Raw genomic sequence first — 20814 nt, 5'->3', positions numbered from 1 at the left:
TTATTATTTTTTACGAAGTTCTAGTTCAATTACAGGGTCGGTTTCTAAGCTAAAATCTTCATCTGCTTCTCGACTACCAATATCAAAATTTGTCGCTGGTTCAACGTGTGGTGTTTTAGGTACATAAGATTGAGTTGATGTAGATTTAAGTTTGTTACCTACGGCAGGGTAGAGTTGATTGTGAGTATAACTCGCTAAATTATTTAGACGCTCTAAATCTAGGTCAATTGGCATGCTGGCAATTAATTTAGCATCAATATCATCGGTGTAAACGGGCTTTACAGGAGGCAACTCAAACACAGAACAAAATCCATAGACAGTGTCATCAATAATGACAGAGTCGGGCTGAAGCTGTTTAGCTTGCGCTAATAAACTCTTTTCGTGGTAATCATGGCCATTGATGGAGTAAGTGGCTAGAGGGATCCCTTGGCGTTGAGCCGCACGTTTTAACGTAGTGGCTGATTGTTTGTAGTGGCGTATATCCAGTACATAACCAAAATTGCGGTTGAGTTGCTTTTTAAGTTTATCTAGCTTGAGGGGCTTATCATAGCGAGTAATGCGATGCCGGCGGTTACCAAATGCCTGAATACTTTCAAGCTGTTCTTTATTGCGCTCGTAAATAGGGTCGCTCCCTGCCCCTCTTTTTAAGTCCGCAGCCAGTTTTTGTAATGAAGCTTTTGCGGGTGATTGAATATACGCTAAGTAAATATCAGGGTTTATATTTCGCATGCGAATTAAATTACGGATTTCTAGGCTACTAAAAAAATAATTGCCAGTGCCAATATATTTGTGTGCTAAGTAATCGAGCATTTTTAAGTTATCAATACCAGCACGAGATTTGATTTCAATATTTATGCTTTGTCCGGGCTTACGTGCATTTTTAAAAGCAGTGGCTAACGCAATAAATGATGGCGGTACACTGGCAGTTAGCATTGCTGTTTCTTGGTCCCGCTCTCGTAAATAACCCCATTCTTTTTCATATCGAATAGACTCTATTGTACGCCGTTGGTTGTCAGTTGTGCCTGTTTCACGACCGGTGCGCGCATCATGATGAACCACCCATACGTTGTCACGAGTTATACGTACGTCGATCTCAATCACGTCAAAATTATTATCAACAGCATCAAGCACAGCGTTAATTGAGTTTTCAGGATAGCGAGATGATCCGCGGTGGCTTTGCACTTGAAAGTTATTGCACTGGCGTAGACCAATATAATTTATATTGCCAATACTGGTTTCATAAAACCCCCTTGCTGCTAATACCTTAGCATGGGCTTCTAATGTATTAATTTCAGTCTCGCTGAGTGGCGGCGCTTGCTCTGAGGGCGTGCTTTGGCAAGCAGTTAAAAGCACACAACTAATGAGTAGGTGTATTACAAGGCACTGCCTAAGGAGAGTTTTTTGCATCATGCTTCAATAAAGCCGTAAAAAGGCTGTCCTTATGAATAGAATAATAACCAAAATGAATAGTATATTAATGGATGGGTGAAATTAAAGTAATAATTCAAATATTTTAATTTATGATACAAGCTGTCGATTTATTCAAGATTATATCCGCGGCATGACAGATCAATTTGCTTATGATGAGTACCGTACTTTGATGGTAATAGAGTGACTTATTAAATGAAGCTAGATAAATTGCTGTGGTACTATTAAACTTAATTTATTGTGTTATTTTTTTAATAGAATTATGGTCACTTATTTATTACGGCTTAGCCTTTTTATTTTACTTACTTGCAGTTTCAATAGCTTTGCTAAATATAGTGAAGCTATGTGTATTTTGTATAAACAACAAATGCAACAGTACAGCGATAATACTAGTAGCCGTAGTTATCGAAATGCAGTAAAGGATTATAAAAACAACTGCAGTAACCCTCCTCCAGCTACAACACCTCAAGCGCAACCTGCATCTGTAGTGGTTGCACCAAAAGCACACGATGACGATAAAGTAAAATCTGTATTAGAGACACAAAGCTCGACTGTAAACCCCCTTGACAGCAATTTGTTAGTAACTAAAAGTGAGCCTGTAGAAGTTCAAAGGGAGGCGTCTATAATTGTTGAAAATGTTGAAAATGTTGAAAATGTTGAAAGTTCGCAAGTTAAGCAAAATAGCAGCGCAGAAATTACCGTCGAACCTGCAACGATAAAGGTAACAGCTCCAGAACCAGTACGCGCTGAGCCGGACTCGTTAGTAATGCCAAGTTTATTGTTGTTAGTGGTATTATTATTAGCCGCAATGTTGCTGCTACGCTTACGCGCTAACAAAAAAGCAGCTGTTGAAACAGCACCGCTAATCCCTGCAACAGATGAGGCTTCAATTACAGAGGCTGCTGCAGTATCAAAATTAACCTCGGTACTGGCTGCGCCCGCTGTAGGCGAATCCACTGTTTCCCCGAAAAAAGCGGTTATAGCAGAGCAAGTAGCCATTACAACACCACAAACTGAAGTGGCAAGTTCAGATGATATGAACGTAAAAGTTGAGCTAACGCAGCGGTTTATTAAAAATAAACATGATTTTAAAGAGCCTGAAGTACGTATGTTCGATCCTGATGCGCCATTACCTGGTCAGCAGCCACAACAACCTAAAGGTGTTATAAAGCCTGCGACGATAAATGTTGAAGCTGATCTTGAAATTAATTTAGAACCACAACAAACGAGCACAACAGAGCAACATAGTGCATCAGAGCACGATGAGAGAGATGATATATCTGGTGCATCTGAAACCGATTCAGCTCTGAGTAAAACTAATTCATTTGCTAATTTATCACTCGACCCCAGTTGGGATCCAAATTCAAAAGAAAAGCCGACTATCGTCCCGAAAAAAACAGTGCCAAAATCAGCCAAATTAATTGCAGCACAAGAGCGTGCAAAACAGTTAAAAATAGACGATTAATATCGATAGTCGTTGAAGATTGTTTATTCTCCAAAGTTCAGGCTATTTGCCTAGTAGCAGCCAGCTTTGGGCTGTTACTTACTGCTATAAATTACTTTATTTGTATGAGTTAAGATTATGAACCGCTTCACTTTTTTAGCTTGTCGCCAACTAAAAAGTAAAATCACAACAGTCATAAACAAGCAAATATACACAATTCCCATTAGTGAAGAAGCATGTTGTAATAAGCTTGTTTGGGAAAGTGGCTTTACGTTTTGAGTCGCTAAACTAATCGATTGCATGCCTTTTCTGGGTAGGATAATTTCATAGACATGATCATTTGGTTGTATCTCGGCACGTTGTAAGTTGCCTGCTGATAACTCATAAAAATTATGCCATGCGGTCTGTTTTGTCGTGTTGTTATATAAATGTGGATAAAAACCAGCTGTTATTGGTGATTCAATTATACTCGCTAAACTGTGTGTATTAGTAGGTGCTGTAATGTTTTCTCTGTTATTACAAAAATCAGCTAGTCGAGTGAGTAGTGTTGGGTCAGGTTGTTCTAATTGCGTTTTTGTTAAAGGGGGGTAAACAGCAGTTGCAGTACATAGTGAGCTGAAACTGAGAGAAATTAACATAAAAATCCATTTTTTCATTAGTTACGTCCTGTAAAAGATGAGCGTACAGCCTACCATTATTTTTTGTGATTGCAAACTTTATAGGTACATATAAATAAGGTGGCAACCGTTAAAGCGGATGAAAAGTCATTGTTGATTTTAAGTTTAAGTGTGCCAGTACATCGTTGTAGGTGAATCATCTACAAATGCATGTATAGGTAATAAAATTTCGTAATGTTTACCTGTAACATAATATTGTTAAAGGTAAATTATTCGTTTCGTTTAACGTTTTTGTGCCACATAACCACTAAAACCGAGTGCTTTAAAATACAACTTGCCACTATTGAAGCCTGTTTCATCGAGTAAGTCGGCAAGGCGAATTCTATCGAGCGGGAAAAACTCATGCTCAAAATTATGCTGCATGCGCTCTACTCCTGTTTCAGTTAAGCCTAATTGTTTGCTGAGTATCAACTGGGCATCGCGCTCAAAAAGTGTTTCTGGACGCATTAAATCGGCTAAATATAATTGCCCATGTGCTTTTAGCTGTGTGCTAATTGCTTGCAACATGGCTTTTTTATCGCCGTTATCTGCCACAAAGTGCATTACTAATAAGCATAATGCGGCATCTGCTTGCTGTTTAAGCTCACATGGTGAGCCTAAGTGTAAAGTAACCTGCTCACTGATCCCAAGCTTAACAAATCGTTGTTTTGCGATATCGAGCATGTCTTGCGAGATATCTTGAGCAGTAAAATGCCATTTCGGCTGCAGGGCAGCAAGTTGTGCTATTTCTTTACCTGTACCAGCGCCTACCACCAAAATATGCGCTTCATCGCCGAGTGTTGCTTGTAGTTGCGCTGCGGTACTGTTGTGCAGCAATTCATACCCCGGTACTAAACGAGGGATGCGAGAATCATACTGCGTTGCTTCGTCTTGTGTAAATGTTGGCATTACGATTCCTTAAATAATTGTAACAGTCGAATAGCCACCAGGTTTCTTGGCGACATGAACTTGGGTAGCAACCCGCTCTGTCATTTGCGATACATGGGAGATCACGCCCACTTTGCGCCCTTGCGCTTGTAATGAATCAAGTGCATCCATGGCAATGCTTAATGTTTCACTGTCTAACGTACCAAAGCCTTCATCAATAAACAAAGAGTTAATGCTTACTTTATTGGATGACAAAGATGCAAGCCCTAGTGCAAGTGCCAACGAGACTAAAAACGACTCGCCGCCGGATAAGGTATTAACTGAACGTTGCTCATCGGCCATGTCTTTATCAACAATGGCGATATCCAAGGTTTGCTCAATAGCAGTCAGCTCATAGCGTTTGTTCAATGTTCGTAAGTGGCTGTTTGCATAGTGTAATAATATTTTTAGCGTTTGCGTTTGCGCTAAGTTACGCATGGTTTTACCCGTTGCATCTCCCAATACTTTATTAAGTACATGCCATTGCTCTACGTGTTTTTGCAAGGTTGCCAATTCAGTTTGCTTGCCTTGCAGCGCCTGACGGTTTTGCTTGTGCTGCTCAAGCACCGTATTGGTTGCAAGCTGTGCTTTGTGCTGCGCTGCTTGCTGATCGTTTAAATTGGCTAACTGTTGAATAAGTTCAGCATGGGGTTGCTTAGGTTTATCGGTGTTTTGATGCTGTAAGTATGCGTGTTTGTGCTGCTTTAATGCGGCATTTTCATCGATTAAAGCTTGCGCTAATTGTTCATGTTGCTTCAAATGTGTGTTAATTTCATCGCTACTTAGTGTTAGTAAGGTTGTGATCTGTTCGTGGCTTGCATCGCTGTAGCGGCTTTTAAATTCAGCAAACCATTGATTATAGCGAGTATCGAGAGCCGCTTGTTCTTGCGCATTTTCAAGTAGTCGTTGCTCGATACCTTGCAGCGTTATAGCCTGCTCGTCGCGTTGTTTTATCGCGTTATCGTGCGCTTTTTGGCTGTGCTGGAGTTGTGCTTGGCATTGCTCTTGTTGAGCAGCTAGTTTTGCTTGGTAATCGTCAGCACTGATCTGTTCATTATTAAATAGCGCTAATCGCTCACTTTGCATGCTGCTATATTGTTGTTGTGCTGTGGCTAAATCATTATTTAAGTTTTTTAAGATTTGCTCTGCATTACTGATCAGCGGTGTAAACTGCTGCATCTGTTGGTTAGCGCTATCGAGTTGTTTTTGCGCTTGTTCAAGCTGTTCTAGGTTGTGTTTGTATTTCTCAACCTGCTGATTTAATTCAGTTAAATTAAGCGCGTTTGTTTGTAATTGTTGCCAAAATTGAGCCTCTTGAAATTGTGAGTCAAGGATCGCGGTTAGCTCATTAATTTGTGTGCTTAGCTCACTTAGCTTGCTATTGAGCCGATTTTGTTGATTGCTTAGTTCAACATGGCGTGCATGCAACTGTTGTTGAGCTTGCTGCTCATTTTTAACGATGCTTTGCAGTTGGTTTACTTGCTCTTGCAAGTTGCGCTGTTGTTTTTGTGTTGCATAATACTGTGTTTTTTGTGCATTGAGGGCAATGTAACTGGCTTCCAATTGCTCAGGGGTTAAGTCATTAAGTTCAGTTCGCGCTGCTTGCATGGTCTGTTTTATTTCAAGCAGTTTTGTCTGTGCAGTCTGTACCGCTTGGCTGTGTTGTGTGTGTTCAGTAACGAGCACCGCATGCTGAGTTTGATGCGAGTGAAGATCTGCGAGGGCATTGTCGTAGTGCTGCTTTGCAGTTTTATAGTCATTTTCAAAAGCAGCGATCAAGTTAGTCAATTGCTGATCTGCGAATGGATGTTCGGTTGCCCCACATACCACACAAGGTTCATTTGGTGTAAGTTGAGCACGCAAATGTTCGACACTTTCGCTGGCACGCAAGCGGGCTTGATTTAGTGCGTATTCACTGTGTTTAAGCGTTTGCTCTCGTGTTACAAGGTTCTGGGTTAGTGTTGTGTGTGTTTGCTCGCCCTGGCTTAGCTTGGTTGCAATAACACTTTGTTGTTGCGTGCTTTGCTTTAGCTCTTGATTAAACTGTTTATAACGCTCGCGTTGCTCTTTTAAGTAATCGATACTTTTTAGTTTGGCATCACATTGCTCAATATTAAACTGGCTGTGTTGCGTGTTTAGCTGCTCAAGCTTTTGCTGTTCGCTTAAAAGTGTTTGTTCGCTTAGCGTCAGTGTTTTAGTTTGTGTTTCCAGCTGCTCGTTTTGCCGTATAAGCTCTGCTGCTAGCTGTGTACTTTGCTCAGTCGTTGTTGCAAATTGTTGCTTAGCGTGCAAAAACTGATTAAAGCTATGCTGATAGTAATTCCAATCACTCGCTAGTTGTTTAAGTTGACTATGTTGGTTCAGCCATTGCTGATGTTGCTCGGAGTGTTTTTTTGCCTGCTGATAACTTGCTTGGCTTTGTTTAAATTGCTGCTGTAAATGAGTAAGTTGTTTTTGCTCTTTTTCATTTTGCCTTGTAATGCTGGTTATTGTTTGTGTTTGCATCGCAAGTTGATTATCGAGCTCACGCGCTTTAGCAATGAGTGGTTCTGCGCTTTTTTGTTGTTGTTTTGCCGTTTGCAAGCTCTCGCTGTGCTTTTCAAGTGCGCAGGTAAGATCAGTAATAAGTGCCATGTGATCAATACTCTTTAAATCACTTATCTTGGTATTTAGCTCATTATTTTGCGCTGTTAAACTTTTAAAACGATTGCGGTTGTCTTTAATTTCCAACGCACTTTGTGCTTGTTTAGCCTGTTCACTTTGTGCTGCAATGGCTATAAGCGCTGCATTGGCTTGTTGTTGATTTTGTTGTGCTTGATTAAGTGCTTGCTCTAAGCTATTGGCTTGCTTATACCAGTTTATGCCCTGCTCGATGCCAGCTAAAGTTTTTATAGTATCTTCAATTTGCTGTTTTAAATCATCAAGTAGTTCAGTTTGCGCGGCAAGTTCTTCGTCAGTGAGTAAGGTATAACTGGCTAAACTGGCTTTGAGTAGTTCGAGTTTATTTAGCTGTTCCTTATGACGCTCAAAAATACGTTTACCAATCAAGCTAAACTTATCTGTGCCAGTTAAGCATTCTAGAAGCTGGGCTCGTTCATCACCCGTGGCTTTTAAAAATGCTGCAAACTCATGCTGCGCTAATAATACCGCCCGCGAGAATTGTTCAAAGTTGAGCCCTATTTTACTTTCGACTTCTTTTATGGTGTTGCTTTTATCTGCGATTAGCGTTTCGTCTGGCAAAGTATAAAGGCTGTGCTCTGCTACTTTTAACTTGCCGGTTATTTTTTTATGCGTTCTTCGAATGGTATAGCGTGCGCGATAGAGCTGTTTATCTTGGCCTAAAAAATCGACCTCGGCAAAACCTTGCCATTTACCCTTACGTAATAAGTTACGTGGATCATTTAACTTTATACTGTCGCCATTAAAATCTATTAAGTTACCTTTATCACCTCTTAATCGAGCTGTTTTGGTATAAAGGGCTAAGCAAATCGCATCTAAAAAAGTGCTTTTTCCTGCACCGGTGTCGCCCGTTATGGCAAATAAACCAGCATCCTTTAACGGTGCTTTGGTAAAGTCGATTTCGGCATCAACAATTGAGGCTAAGTTATGGATGCGTACTGCGGTTATTTTCATAGTTGTTCTTGCTCCGCAAGTTCGCTTATTACATCGTTTAAAAGGGCTTTTAGCTCATCCGGGACAGTTTGCCCCGCCATGTCTTTGTTATTAGCAAACGCTTGCTCTAATAACATGTGTGGGTTGAGCATTTCGACTTGACTTAAATCTTCAAAGACAGTTAAACGCTGCTCTTTATTTTGCTGCCGAACGCGTTCTATGCCGCAAAAGCGCACTTCTTTGTTCTCTAGTGCTTGTTCAATTTGCTCTCGAAAAGTTGTATCGGTATCCCCTGCACTGAGCTTTACTCTTAAATACGGAGCTTGACTATACTGGCTTAGGTCTAGACTCGATAATTGTTGGCATAATTGTTCAAGCGGTACGCACTCTCCTTCAGGTAATAAAATCACTTCTGTTGGGCGAGGAATGTAAAGGGGGGTTACAGTCACTGTAATCGTATCATCAGTCGTGGTTGTAAACTCAGCCACACATACTTGGTGTTTATAGTTGCGCTCGGAAAACGACATCGGCATTGGTGTACCGCTATAGCGGATAGTGTCTGACTGTGCGACTATTTGCGCTTTATGTAAGTGACCTAGGGCAACGTAATTAGCATGCTTGCTGAATACGTGTGCCGTTACAGATTCTTCTCCGCCAATTACTAAATTTCGCTCTGAATCACTGGAGATATCGCCGCCCTTGGCATGCAAGTGGCCCATCACTATCAACGGCGTTGTTGCAGGCTTATCACTGAGCGCATGTTCAATACTTAGCTGGTACGCCTTAGCTATGCCTTGAGCGTAATCGTAACCGTTTTCAGTGTGACTAAGTGAGCTAACATCACTGGCACGTAAAAATGGCATTGCAACGATATGAGCTGTTACAGAGTTACTATTTAAACGCAGTACTACATCTGCGGGGTTGTTCGCATCAAAACGCCCTACGACCTGAGTATCAAACTGAGCTAGCAGAGGTTGGGCGGCCATTATACGATTTGCAGAATCATGATTACCGCCAATCAGCACTATTTGTAATGTAGGGCAGTGTTTTTTGGCATCTTTTATAAATTGGTAGAGCTGATTTTCACTGCTAGCTGGCGGGGTAGCTGTGTGATAAATATCACCTGCAACTAACAGTAGATCTATTTGTTGTGTGACGAGCGTGTCTATTAGCCAACTAAAAAATACCTGATGCTCTTGGCAGCGATTGTGTTCGTAAAATTGTTGGCCTAAATGCCAATCGGAGGTATGTAAGACTTTCATGTCACGCTCTTAAAAAACAGTTAAGAGCGTCAATATACCCAAGCTAAATTAAGATGCAAGGGCACAAGCTAAATCTTTAACTTGTTAGGTTATACCAAGCAAAGATCACCATGGGTAAAGCTAACAATGCCAGCACTAATGGTACTTTGAGTGCTTTGGTTTGTTTGGCCTGTAGTACTTTTAACGCATTCGTTTCGTTACAGGCAGCTACTTTATCAATATAAAAATAACCTGAATCTAAATACTGTTTACAACTTTGTTCATCTGCTGGAATTGCAATTACTTCTCGTTGTTTTTTTAGGATATAAAAATCCATATGCCCACCGCATTTTACTAGTATGTTGAAACATTTTTGAGGAAAAAAGCGGCGCTTTTAACCCCTCAAATCAAAAAAGTGGGCGATTTTAAATACAAATGACTATAAAGGTCAACTAAAGAATTCATTATTTAGCCATTAATACAAAAATAGCCGCAATCAAGTCTGAATTTCGTACAAAAGTTGCTGTAAACCCCCTTTACAATAATTGCCTTGTTGTTAATCATCAGTATTTCAGTGTTAGTTATTTTTTACCCTATAAATGCGGCGGTTTATCGCTATTTAATTGAATATATCTTACTATTTTGACAAAGTATGCTTACGAAAAATTAACAGGATTAATTATGAAAAAAGCAGTTGTAACTTTTGGGGCTATATTTTTACCGTTAGCTCTCTCAAGTACTGTTATGGCTTCTGCAGTTGAGCAAACAAAAGGCAGTTATGTTGATAAGTTTCGCCAACTTGATGAAGTGCTGCCTACACCGAATGTTTATCGCAGTGCAGCAGGTGAACCTGGTGAAAAATATTGGCAACAGCATGTTAATTACGACATCGATGTAAAGCTTGATGAAAAAGCGCGTCGCTTAACAGCAAGTCAAACCATAGAGTATAAAAATAATTCACCACACACACTCAAGTATTTATGGTTGCAACTCGATCAAAATATTTTTAAAAGTGACTCTATTGCAGAACGTAGCGCAACTTTTAATGGTTCTGCCTTGCAGGGAGATCCACAACCAAAAGCAACTAAATTAAGTTTAAGCCAGCTACGTCGTCAACAATTTATGAGTGACAATGAACTTGGCTTTACGATTGCTAATGTTAAAGATGACAACGGTAAAGAATTAAAAGTTACAGTTGTTGATACGCTAATGCGTATTGACTTAAATGAACCATTGAATCCAGGTAAAGACACCGAATTTAGTATGGACTTTGCTTTTAACATCGTTGAAGAGGATGCCGTTGGCGCTCGCTCTGGTTATGAGCACTTTGAAAAAGATGGCAACGATATATTCTTACTTGCTCAATGGTTTCCACGTTTAGCTGCTTATACAGACTACGAAGCATGGACTAATAAAGCCTTTTTAGGCAGTGGTGAGTTTACGCTAGAATTTGGTGATTATGATGTTGAGATCACGGTTCCTGCCGATCATATCGTCTCAGCAACGGGTAAGCTTGATAATGCTAGCAGTGTGCTGACCCGCACTCAGCGAAACCGTTTAGAACAAGCCAAAAATACAAAGCGTCCAGTATTTATCGTTACTGAAGATGAAGCCTTAGAAAATGAAAAAGAAGGCACAGAGAAGACCAAAACATGGCACTTTAAAGCTGAAAATGTGCGTGACTTTGCTTGGGCGTCGTCGCGTAAATTTATGTGGGATGCAAAAGGTTATCAACAAGGCGGTAATGATCAGCCATTAGTGATGGCTATGTCATTTTTCCCCAAAGAAGGTGGCGATTTATGGAAGAAGTATTCGACCGAAGCAATCGTACACACGATGGAAGTTTATTCGCGCTTTTCATTTGATTATCCATACCCTGTTGCGCAGTCAGTCAATGGTCCTGTCGGCGGTATGGAGTATCCAATGATCACCTTTAATGGCCCACGAACTGAGTTACAGGATGACGGTTCGCGTACTTATTCACAAGCTGAAAAGCGCTTTTTAATTGGCGTGGTGATCCACGAGGTTGGTCATATTTACTTTCCTATGGTGGTGAACTCTGATGAGCGCCAATGGACTTGGATGGATGAAGGTTTAAACAGCTTTTTAGATGGGGTTGCTGGGCGTGAATGGGATCCAACTATTCCATGGGGTGTTGAACCACGTGATGTTGTTGCCTATATGAAGTCTGAAAATCAAGTGCCAATAATGACTCAATCAGACAGCGTACTACGTTTAGGGCCCAATGCTTATACCAAACCTGCGGCCGCACTGAATATTTTGCGTGAAGTTATTCTAGGCCGTGAGCTGTTTGATTTTGCGTTTAAAGAATACGCTCAGCGTTGGAAGTATAAGCGCCCTACCCCTGCTGATTTTTTCCGTACAATGGAAGAAGCATCAGGTGTTGATTTAGATTGGTTCTGGCGTGGCTGGTTTTATAGCACTGATCATGTTGATATCTCGCTCGATAAAGTCTATCAATTACGTTTAGATACCAAAAACCCTGATATAGATTTTAATCGCTTACGTGATATTGAAGCGGCTAAACCTATGCCACTATTTGTTGAACGCAATAAAGCTGAAGCTAAAAAGTTATGGATTGAAGAAAATACCGACGTAACGGATTTCTATGATGAAAACGACCGCTTCACTGTTACAAACAAAGAGCGCAACTCGTACAATAAATTCTTAAAAGGCTTAGAGCCATGGGAGCGTAAAGTACTGGATCGCGCAGTCGCAGAAGATAAAAACTACTACGTGCTTGAATTTTCGAATTTAGGCGGCCTAGTAATGCCAATTTTACTTGAGCTTACCTATGAAGATGGTACTAAAGAAGCGCGTATGATCCCTGCCGAAATCTGGCGTCGCAACCACAAACATGTGCAAAAACTTATTATTACTGATAAGAACAAGCCTTTGGTATCGGTAACGGTTGATCCTCGTTGGGAAACTGCAGACGTAGATGTTGAAAATAATAACTACCCTCGTCGTATTATCCCTTCACGTATTGAAGTGTATAAAAAAGAGCAAAGTAAAGCCAAAGTCAGCCGTGATATTATGCACGATATTAAAACTGAACTAAAAACAGGTGATGAAAAAGACAGCGATAAGGAACCAGAATAATGCGTATTATGCTTATTATTCTTGCTTTTATAGCTGTTATGCCAGCAATGGCGCATCAACTTAAAGCATCAGTAACTACTGTTTTATTCAATAAGCGGACGAGTAATATTGAGTTGATGCATCGTTTTTATTTACATGATACCGAGCATGCTGTGGAACATTTATTTGCCAGTGGTGCTGATATTATTAGTAATAAAGAAGATCAGCAACGGTTTGTAGATTACATAGAATCACATGTTGCTTTACAAACACTCGATGGTGAGCCGCTAGTACTGAAGGAAGTGGGTGCGCAAGTTGATGGTAAGTTTTTTTGGGTTTACCAAGAAGCGCCAATCCCTAACGATATTAAAGGTATCCGTATGAGTCACGGTGCGTTGCGTGATTTATGGCCTGCACAAGTGAATATGGTTAATGTTGAAGGCCAAGGCAAAGTGAAAACACTTTACTTTGCCCAAGATGACACTTGGTTAGAAGCACGTTTTGAACCAGCTAATACTGCGGTAGAGCAAACTCAGTAGGCAGTCCCCAAATCGACGCGCACAGTAATTTTGTGCGCGTTTTTATTAGTTTTTATAGTCAATACGAATATATTCCGTTTCATGTCCAATTGCTCAAGTTAATAAATAACTTAGGGCAAACACAACAATCTCGACTTTTAAATGCTTCCGTTTAGTTGGTTATATATATTATGTTAAATAGCATGTTGTTTAACTTTTATAAATGTAAGTTAAGTGTCAAATAAAATGTCATTATTGTGATTCTGTAGCTATTTAATCACTAGCTCAATACTGCGCAAATTGTTAAAATGTTGCCAATATCGAGTTTCCAATAGAGGCATAAGATGGGCAGAGCATTTGAAGTACGTAAAAGCTCCATGGCGAAAACAGCCAATGCTAAAACCAAAGTTAATTCTAAGTACGGTAAAGAAATTTACGTAGCAGCAAAAAATGGTGAACCTGATCCAGAAGTAAACCAGTCGCTAAAACGCTTAATCGAACGTGCAAAGCGAGATCAAGTACCAGCACATGTTATCGAAAAAGCGATAGAAAAAGCTGCTGGCGGAGCTGGTGAAGATTATGCAACAGCACGTTACGAAGGCTATGGCCCAGGTAATTGTATGGTGATTGTTGATTGTTTAACAGATAATCCAAATCGTACTATTAAAGATGTCCGCTTACCGTTTACTAAAACCGATTCAAAAATAGGTACGCCCGGCTGTGTAGCTCATATGTTTGATCATTTGGCTGTACTTGGCTTTAGTGGTGACGATGATGAAGTGGTACTTGAAGCTTTAATGATGGCTGACGTTGATGTAACCGATGTTGAAGTTGAAGACGGTAAAGTATCGGTTTTTGCTCCCCATATAGAATATTACAAAGCCAAAACAGCATTAGAAGAGGCGTTTGAGGGTATTAATTTTGAAGTTGACGAAATCACCTTTGTGCCACAAGTGCATATAGACATTACTGATGCCGATGTTATCGCTAATTTTGATAAATTCATTGCGATGTTGGAAGATTGTGACGACGTACAAAACGTTTATCATAACGCCATTGTAGTGAATTAGGCTAAAGGATAATTTAAGCAAAAAAAGCCAGCCCGAGGGCTGGCAATATGACACGAACAAACTCGAAAGGGAGTTATCGTTGCGCTTTATATTTTATACGAAACGCATGCAATAATGGTTCAGTATAACCACTAGGTTGTTTAACTCCTTCTAATACAAGGGCTAATGCTGCTTGATATGCAATACTTTGCGCTAAGCTTTGCGCGGGATCAGCCATATTAATATAAGCAGGATCCCCTTCATTTTGGGCATCCACTACTTTTGCCATTTTCGCCATGGTCGTTACTATTTGTGCCTGCGTGCATATCCCATGCTGCAACCAGTTAGCCATATGTTGGCTTGAAATACGCAAGGTAGCCCTATCTTCCATTAACCCTATATGGTTAATATCAGGCACTTTAGAGCAGCCTACACCTTGATCAATCCAACGTACTACATAACCTAAAATGCCTTGTGCATTGTTATCCAGCTCTGCCTGAATATCTTCTTTGCTCAAACTATTAGGATCAACCATCAAAGGCGGAGTTAGTAGTTGTGTTAAACTAGCTTGTTGACGCTGGGCAATCGCTTTTTGACAGGCGAACACATCAACCTCATGATAGTGCATTGCATGTAAGGTGGCTGCAGTAGGGGAGGGCACCCAAGCAGTATTAGCGCCTGATTGTGGGTGGGTAAGTTTTTGCTCCATCATCAACGCCATTTTATCGGGCATTGGCCACATACCTTTGCCTATTTGTGCGCGACCACTTAACCCAGTTTGTAAACCGATATCGACATTTCTGTCTTCATAAGCACTGATCCAAGGTTGCTGCTTAATGGCTGTTTTTGGTAATACTACGCCTGCTTGCATTGAGGTATGTATTTCATCACCAGTGCGGTCTAAAAAGCCCGTATTGATAAATACCACACGTTGTTTAGCAGCATTAATACAAGCTTTTAAGTTCACCGAGGTACGGCGCTCTTCATCCATAATGCCCATTTTTATGGTGTTTTTGGGTAACTGTAAAAGCTGTTCAATACGACTAAATAATGTATTGGTAAAAGCAACTTCTTCAGGGCCATGCATTTTTGGTTTGACGATATTGATACTGGCTGCCGTTGAATTTTTTACTGGACTATTGCCGTTTAAGTCATGCATTGCGGCGGTGACCGTGATCATTGCATCCATGATACCTTCAAATACGTTGCGGCCTTGGCTATCTTGAATCGCGGGGGTTGTCATTAAATGGCCAACATTACGCACAAACATCATACTACGCCCTTTTAGACTTAGCGGTTTGCCATTAATACCAGAATAACTGCGGTCTTTAGCGAGTGCACGCTCAATCGTTTTGCCATCTTTTGTGAATGACTCAACGAGAGTGCCTTTCATTAAGCCTAACCAATTTTGATAAACTTGCACTTTATCTTCACCGTCAACGGCGGCAACGGAGTCTTCACAATCCATGATGGTAGTAAGTGCAGCTTCTAGTACGACGTCTTTTAAGCCCGCTTTATCGGCTTTACCAATGTTGTGGTTATGATCTATTTGTAACTCTATATGGAGGCCATGGCTGAGTAATAAAATTGCACTGGGATTTTGTGCTTCACCTTGGAAACCAACAAGTTGAGATGGTTGTTTTAAGCCTATTTGTGAGCTATCACGTAGGGTGATGATGAGTTGCCCATTAACCACCGAGTAATTGGTACTTTCAATATGTGAGCCATTTTCAAGAGGTAAGGCTTTATCTAAAAACTGCCTTGCATAAGCCATTACTTTGAAACCGCGAACCGGATTATATGTATTGCCTTTTTCCGCACCATCTTCTTCACTCAGTACATCAGTGCCGTACAAAGCATCATATAATGACCCCCAACGCGCGTTTGCTGCATTAAGTGCAAAGCGTGCGTTGCTTACTGGCACAACGAGCTGAGGGCCTGCTGTGCGGGCTATTTCAGGCTCAACATTTTCTGTCTCAATGCAAAAATTATCGGGTTCTGGGACTAAATAACCAATGTCAGTTAAAAATTGTTGGTATTGCGTTGCATCCCAGTGTTTATTTGCTAGGTGATAGCTATCAATTTGGTGTTGCAGATCTTCACGCTTAACTAATAATGCACGGTTAAGTGGGGTAAGATCATCAATAATTTCAGCAAACCCTTGCCAAAAGTGTTGTTCGCTAATACCTGTACCGGGTAGCAGTTGCTGGTTAATAAAATCGGCTAATTGGTTATCTACGGTTAATCCAAATTGGCAGTGAGAGAGAGTCATAATCGATATCCTTTTAAACGGTCGTGGTGCTAATTAAATGACTGGCTGTAGTAGTCGTGCTGTAACCATAACTCAAAACTACGTAATTAGTGTTCTTTTGGTCATTCACAAAATATATAGCCAGCATAACAACTATAAATTTACTAAATCGAACTAATCAGCCTAATGTTGATTTAAGCGCTACGGAGCATTAACTCTTTAGCCTCCCATACAACCATATAAATAAAATTTAGTTTTAACCCGTTCAAAGGATTTTTTATTATGACTACTTATCAACGTGAAACCGATACTTTAGCGACACTTTGTCAAGCACAAGGTAATGCATGGCAAGCAATTAATCCTGAATATGCAAGCCGTATGCGTTTACAAAATCGTTTTCGTAGCGGATTAGATATCGCCCAGTTTACAGCTAATATTGTGCGTGAAGACATGGCTGCATATGATGCTGATACCAGCCAATACACACAATCGCTTGGCTGCTGGCATGGTTTTACCGCCCAACAAATGATGATGGCGATTAAACGTCACCAAAAAACCACTAAGCGCAGCTATGTATACCTAAGTGGTTGGATGGTTGCTGCACTGCGCTCTGAGTTCGGCCCATTACCGGATCAAAGTATGCACGAAAAAACCTCAGTACCGGCGTTGATTGAAGAAATTTATACTTTCCTAAAACAAGCGGATGCCCGTGAACTTGACCACTTATTTAAAGACTTAGATAACGCCAAAGCAACTGGCGGTGATGTACAAGCGGTACTTAATAAAATAGATAACTTTGAAAGTCATGTGGTGCCGATCATCGCAGATATTGATGCCGGTTTTGGTAATGAAGAAGCAACCTACCTACTCGCTAAAAAAATGATTGAAGCGGGGGCGTGTGCTATCCAAATCGAAAACCAAGTATCTGATGCTAAACAATGTGGCCACCAAGCCGGTAAAGTAACTGTACCTCATGAAGACTTTTTAGCAAAAATTAACGCCGTGCGTTATGCGTTCTTAGAGCTGGGTATTGATAACGGGATTATTGTCGCACGTACCGATTCACTTGGGGCTAGCCTAACGCAAAAAGTGCCAGTATCACAAACACCTGGCGACCTTGCTAGTCAGTACAATGCGTTTTTAGAAACCACGCCAATTAACGGTGTTGAAGATTTAAATGAAGGTGATACGGCAATGAAGCTGAACGGCCAATTATGTAAGCCGACTCGCCTTGATAATGGTTTATACCAATTCCGCGAAGGCACAGAAAAAGACCGAGTGGTACTCGATTGTATTACCAGCTTGCAGTCGGGTGCTGATTTACTGTGGATTGAAACCGAAAAGCCACATGTTAAACAAATTGCTGAACTGGTTAATCGCGTTAAAGAGCAAGTTCCTGACGCTAAACTGGTTTATAACAATTCACCTTCTTTCAACTGGACATTGAAATTCCGCGAGCAAGTTTATCAACAATGGTTAGACGAAGGCAAAGATCTATCTGCTTATCCAAGTATTGATGATAATAAGGCGCTCATGGCACCAGAGATGGATGCAACTGAACTTGCAGTCGCAGCGGATGAGTTAGTACAAAACTTCCAACGTGATGGCGCGCGCGAAGCCGGTATTTTCCATCACTTAATTACACTACCAACTTATCACACGGCTGCATTGAGCACCGATATTCTATCTGAAGGCTACTTTGGTGACTTAGGTATGCTGGCTTATGTACGTGATGTGCAGCGTCAAGAAATTCGCCGCGAACAAGCATCCGTTAAGCATCAAGACTTAGCAGGCTCTAACATGGGAGATACCCATAAAGAGTACTTCTCAGGTGAGAATGCGCTTAAAGCGGGCGGCGAAGCAAATACTATGAATCAGTTCTAATATAACAGCCCAACTCAACAATGTTACATAGGGCCGCAAGGCCCTTTTTTGATGCTAGCAACTACAGAAGGTGTTCGCTTTACACTTGTAACCTTCCCATTTAGATCAGAGTTTAACTAAGGCTTGGATCAGTATTTAACTAGCATCAGATTTATTTTTAATTTTTGGATCAGAGTTTAATCAAGTAAGTTTTTTGGCGGTATTTTTTATCAATTTAGCGATTTCAACAGCTTTTAGTTCTTTGGAAAGGGGGGATGTTGATAAAAATGGCCGTTATCAGCCATTAATTAAAAAATACAAACCGATTTTTTACCAACTCTAACTGACTACAAACCACTTTTTTACCAACTTAAACGCCATAAACAGTGGCTCAAACCGATTTTTTACTAACTCAATGACTAAAAAATGTCATAAACCGAAATTTTACTAACTCGATTTTTTACAAAGTCCGATACTGTTTAAGTATGTAAGGAATTACTCACGTTATCATTGTAAAGGGGGTTTACAAAAAGTGAGCCGCGACTGTCAGTAGGAGATAAAAGAGCTAGGTTTATCTGAAAGCTAGCCCCTAAACCCTTTTTACTTACTATGCTTATCAAACCACCATTGAATATAAGCTACTTTAGCCATCAAGTTTGACGGCCGCTTTGTTATGCCATGTGATGCATCAGGAATACGTACCATTGCAGTATCAACTCCTTGTAGCTTTAATGCTTGGTAGAATTGCTCGGTCTCAGAAATCGGAGTGCGGTGATCCGCTTCACCAGTGAGTAGCATGGTTGGTGTTTTAACATTACCAACATAGCTAATTGGCGAGCGTTTCATATAATGCTCAATATGATCCCATGGTTTACCTGGGAACCAGTAATCAGCAAAGAATGGGTAGAAGTCAGCAGTTAGTACAAAGCTGATCCAATTGATCACTGGCTTGGCAACAACTGCGGCGGCAAATCTGTCGGTATGGCCAACAATCCACGCCGTAAGAACACCGCCACCTGAGCCACCTGTTACAAACAGTTTTGACTGATCAATAAAACCTTTGCCAATAAGCGCATCAACGCCTGTCATTAAGTCATCAAAATCGTTACTTGGATAATTGTGATGAATAGTTTGCGCGAACTTCTTCCCATATGAATCACTACCACGCGGGTTCATATATAAAACCACATTACCTTTAGCGGCAAATAATTGTATTTCAGCGCTAAAGTGTGGACCGTAGTTAGCCACGGGGCCGCCGTGTATTTCTAAAATAAGTGGGTATTTTTTACTACTATCAAACCCAGGAGGGTAGGCGACCCAACCTTGAATAGGTAAGTCGTCATAACTTGATTTCAGCCAAATTTCTTCTACTTTTGCCAGCTGTTTATTACCAAGCGCGTCATCATTTAATTTTGTTAAACGTTGTGTTTTACCATTTTTAACTATTGCTATATCAGCGGGGCGTTGGCTATCTGCAAGCGTGATTGCCACATCACCATCGTCGCTTATATCAAAGTCACCTCCAGAATATGGGCGACCAAATGACACACTACCAATTTTTTCAGTCACTATTTTACGCTTACCACTGCGTGGTTGATAAGCGAGTACGGTTTGTCCTTCACTAGCGTAACTAAAGTACACACCTTTTGAGTTATCAGCCCATTTTATTTGCCCAACACTGCGGTCAAAATCCGAGGTTAAACTGGTGGTATCACCCGATTTTAAATCGCGAATATACAGCTGGGTATTTTCATAATTGGTACGTTTATCATCATAACCTGTATAAGCAAGATAACGCCCATTGGGTGATATTTGTGGTTGCTGATCAGGACCTTCTCGGTCGGTAACAGGGGTGATTTGTAAATCTTTTAATGTTAGTTGATAAATTTCTGAGTTAGTTGGTTTGAGCTTAAACTCTGCATGACGATTAGCTGAAAAATAAAGCGTATTGCCATCTTTGGAAAAGCTGACTGATCCGCCATGGTCAAAGTCGCCAGAGGTTAACTGACGGGCATTACCGCCATTGGCATCAATAGTAAACAAATGACGAAAACCAGGCTTGGTATAGCCGCCGCCATCGGCACGATAATATACGTCATCAATAAATTTAGCAGGCTCTGCCCAGCTGGCACCTTCAGGCTTGCCTGGTAAATTAACCGGGGAACTAACTTTACGCGGTACAAATTGGCTAAACAGTAATTGCCGACCATTAGGTGACCACTGCAAACTTGCAGGGCTTTGAGTAAGATTACTAATTTTTGCAACCGCGCCTGTTTTTAGCCATTTTACATAAATTTGGCTACTGCCATCGCGCGTTGAAATAAACGCTAAACGTGATTGGTCTGGCGACAAGACAGGGGAGTAATCCATATGTACACCCGATGTAAGCGGTTGTAATTGCTTTGAACTACTATCGACCGACCAAATATTACTAACTTTACTATCTGATTTAATATCCATGCGATTACGAACAAAGTAGACGGTTTTACCGTCGTTAGTCATTGCAATTTGATTGGCATATTCAAGGTCGAATACATTTTCTAATTTTAAGGTATTGTTAGCTTGAGCTGCTACGCCATAAAAACTCACCGTAGCCAATAGTGTAAGAGGGTAGAGTAATTTCATTTTTATTCCTTGTTATTAAACAGCATTAATACTGTTATAAAGTAACAGAAAATAGAAATACAGCAGGTTGCGATGAACGGAGATTTATCTATTTAATA

The 20814-nt window shown here is 40.6% G+C and carries 13 protein-coding genes and 1 pseudogene; 6 read left to right on the top strand and 8 right to left on the bottom strand.

Going from position 1 to position 20814, the window contains the following annotated elements:
- Window positions 1-3: 3 nt before the first annotated feature.
- Window positions 4-1353 carry a glycerophosphodiester phosphodiesterase gene (locus HHO47_RS01905; RefSeq protein ID WP_348981624.1) on the bottom strand — a complete coding sequence of 450 codons (1350 nt, stop codon included), beginning with the start codon at window positions 1351-1353 and terminating at the stop codon, window positions 4-6.
- A 178-nt stretch (window positions 1354-1531) separates the two neighbouring features.
- On the opposite strand from HHO47_RS01905, the pseudogene HHO47_RS01900 reads away from it, so the two are divergent.
- Both HHO47_RS01900 and HHO47_RS01895 read left to right on the top strand, forming a co-directional pair.
- Window positions 1532-1615, top strand: a pseudogene (locus HHO47_RS01900) (hypothetical protein); the annotation flags it as partial.
- Window positions 1616-1771: 156 nt separating this feature from the next.
- Window positions 1772-2893 carry a hypothetical protein gene (locus HHO47_RS01895; RefSeq protein WP_169018365.1) on the top strand — a complete coding sequence of 374 codons (1122 nt, stop codon included), beginning with the start codon at window positions 1772-1774 and terminating at the stop codon, window positions 2891-2893.
- Window positions 2894-2967: 74 nt separating this feature from the next.
- Here HHO47_RS01895 and HHO47_RS01890 read toward each other — a convergent pair whose 3' ends face one another.
- The 5 genes from HHO47_RS01890 to HHO47_RS01870 all read right to left on the bottom strand — a co-directional run bounded on the left by HHO47_RS01890 (window position 2968) and on the right by HHO47_RS01870 (window position 9645).
- Window positions 2968-3528 carry a hypothetical protein gene (locus HHO47_RS01890; RefSeq protein ID WP_169018363.1) on the bottom strand — a complete coding sequence of 187 codons (561 nt, stop codon included), beginning with the start codon at window positions 3526-3528 and terminating at the stop codon, window positions 2968-2970.
- 243 nt (window positions 3529-3771) lie between these two features.
- Entirely contained in the window at window positions 3772-4437 is a 666-nt protein-coding gene (locus HHO47_RS01885; protein ID WP_169018361.1) for a class I SAM-dependent methyltransferase, read from the bottom strand.
- A 9-nt stretch (window positions 4438-4446) separates the two neighbouring features.
- On the bottom strand, window positions 4447-8088 hold the full coding sequence (locus tag HHO47_RS01880; protein ID WP_169018359.1) for an AAA family ATPase: 3642 nt from the start codon (window positions 8086-8088) through the stop codon (window positions 4447-4449).
- Window positions 8085-9329, bottom strand: coding sequence for an exonuclease SbcCD subunit D C-terminal domain-containing protein (locus HHO47_RS01875; protein WP_169018357.1), 1245 nt, complete (start codon window positions 9327-9329; stop codon window positions 8085-8087). The genes HHO47_RS01880 and HHO47_RS01875 overlap by 4 nt, the downstream gene beginning before the upstream one ends.
- 76 nt (window positions 9330-9405) lie before the next feature.
- Window positions 9406-9645, bottom strand: a complete 240-nt coding sequence (locus HHO47_RS01870) for a hypothetical protein (RefSeq protein ID WP_169018355.1) — start codon at window positions 9643-9645, stop codon at window positions 9406-9408.
- A gap of 344 nt (window positions 9646-9989) precedes the next feature.
- Between HHO47_RS01870 and HHO47_RS01865 the strand changes: the two genes are divergently transcribed.
- The 3 genes from HHO47_RS01865 to HHO47_RS01855 all read left to right on the top strand — a co-directional run bounded on the left by HHO47_RS01865 (window position 9990) and on the right by HHO47_RS01855 (window position 13998).
- The gene (locus HHO47_RS01865; RefSeq protein ID WP_169018353.1) at window positions 9990-12431 is read left to right on the top strand and encodes a M1 family metallopeptidase; all 2442 of its coding nucleotides are present in this window, start codon (window positions 9990-9992) and stop codon (window positions 12429-12431) included.
- Complete coding sequence (locus HHO47_RS01860) at window positions 12431-12949, top strand: DUF6702 family protein (protein ID WP_169018351.1); 519 nt, start codon at window positions 12431-12433, stop codon at window positions 12947-12949. The genes HHO47_RS01865 and HHO47_RS01860 overlap by 1 nt, the downstream gene beginning before the upstream one ends.
- 323 nt (window positions 12950-13272) lie before the next feature.
- Window positions 13273-13998 carry a YebC/PmpR family DNA-binding transcriptional regulator gene (locus HHO47_RS01855; protein WP_169018349.1) on the top strand — a complete coding sequence of 242 codons (726 nt, stop codon included), beginning with the start codon at window positions 13273-13275 and terminating at the stop codon, window positions 13996-13998.
- Between the two features lie 73 nt (window positions 13999-14071).
- Here HHO47_RS01855 and HHO47_RS01850 read toward each other — a convergent pair whose 3' ends face one another.
- Entirely contained in the window at window positions 14072-16249 is a 2178-nt protein-coding gene (locus HHO47_RS01850) for a malate synthase G (protein ID WP_169018347.1), read from the bottom strand.
- Window positions 16250-16510: 261 nt separating this feature from the next.
- Here HHO47_RS01850 and HHO47_RS01845 point away from each other — a divergent pair, with 261 nt between their 5' ends.
- The gene (locus HHO47_RS01845) at window positions 16511-18112 is read left to right on the top strand and encodes an isocitrate lyase (protein WP_169018345.1); all 1602 of its coding nucleotides are present in this window, start codon (window positions 16511-16513) and stop codon (window positions 18110-18112) included.
- 579 nt (window positions 18113-18691) lie between these two features.
- On the opposite strand, the gene HHO47_RS01840 is transcribed toward HHO47_RS01845, so the two are convergent.
- Window positions 18692-20716 carry a S9 family peptidase gene (locus tag HHO47_RS01840; RefSeq protein WP_169018343.1) on the bottom strand — a complete coding sequence of 675 codons (2025 nt, stop codon included), beginning with the start codon at window positions 20714-20716 and terminating at the stop codon, window positions 18692-18694.
- Between the last annotated feature and the right edge of the window lie 98 nt (window positions 20717-20814).

The sequence above is a fragment of the Pseudoalteromonas arctica genome (assembly GCF_012927645.1).
Taxonomy (GTDB): domain Bacteria; phylum Pseudomonadota; class Gammaproteobacteria; order Enterobacterales; family Alteromonadaceae; genus Pseudoalteromonas; species Pseudoalteromonas arctica_A.
The sequence above is the reverse complement of the archived record's forward strand: the minus strand, read 5'-3'. Positions and strand labels throughout refer to the sequence as shown.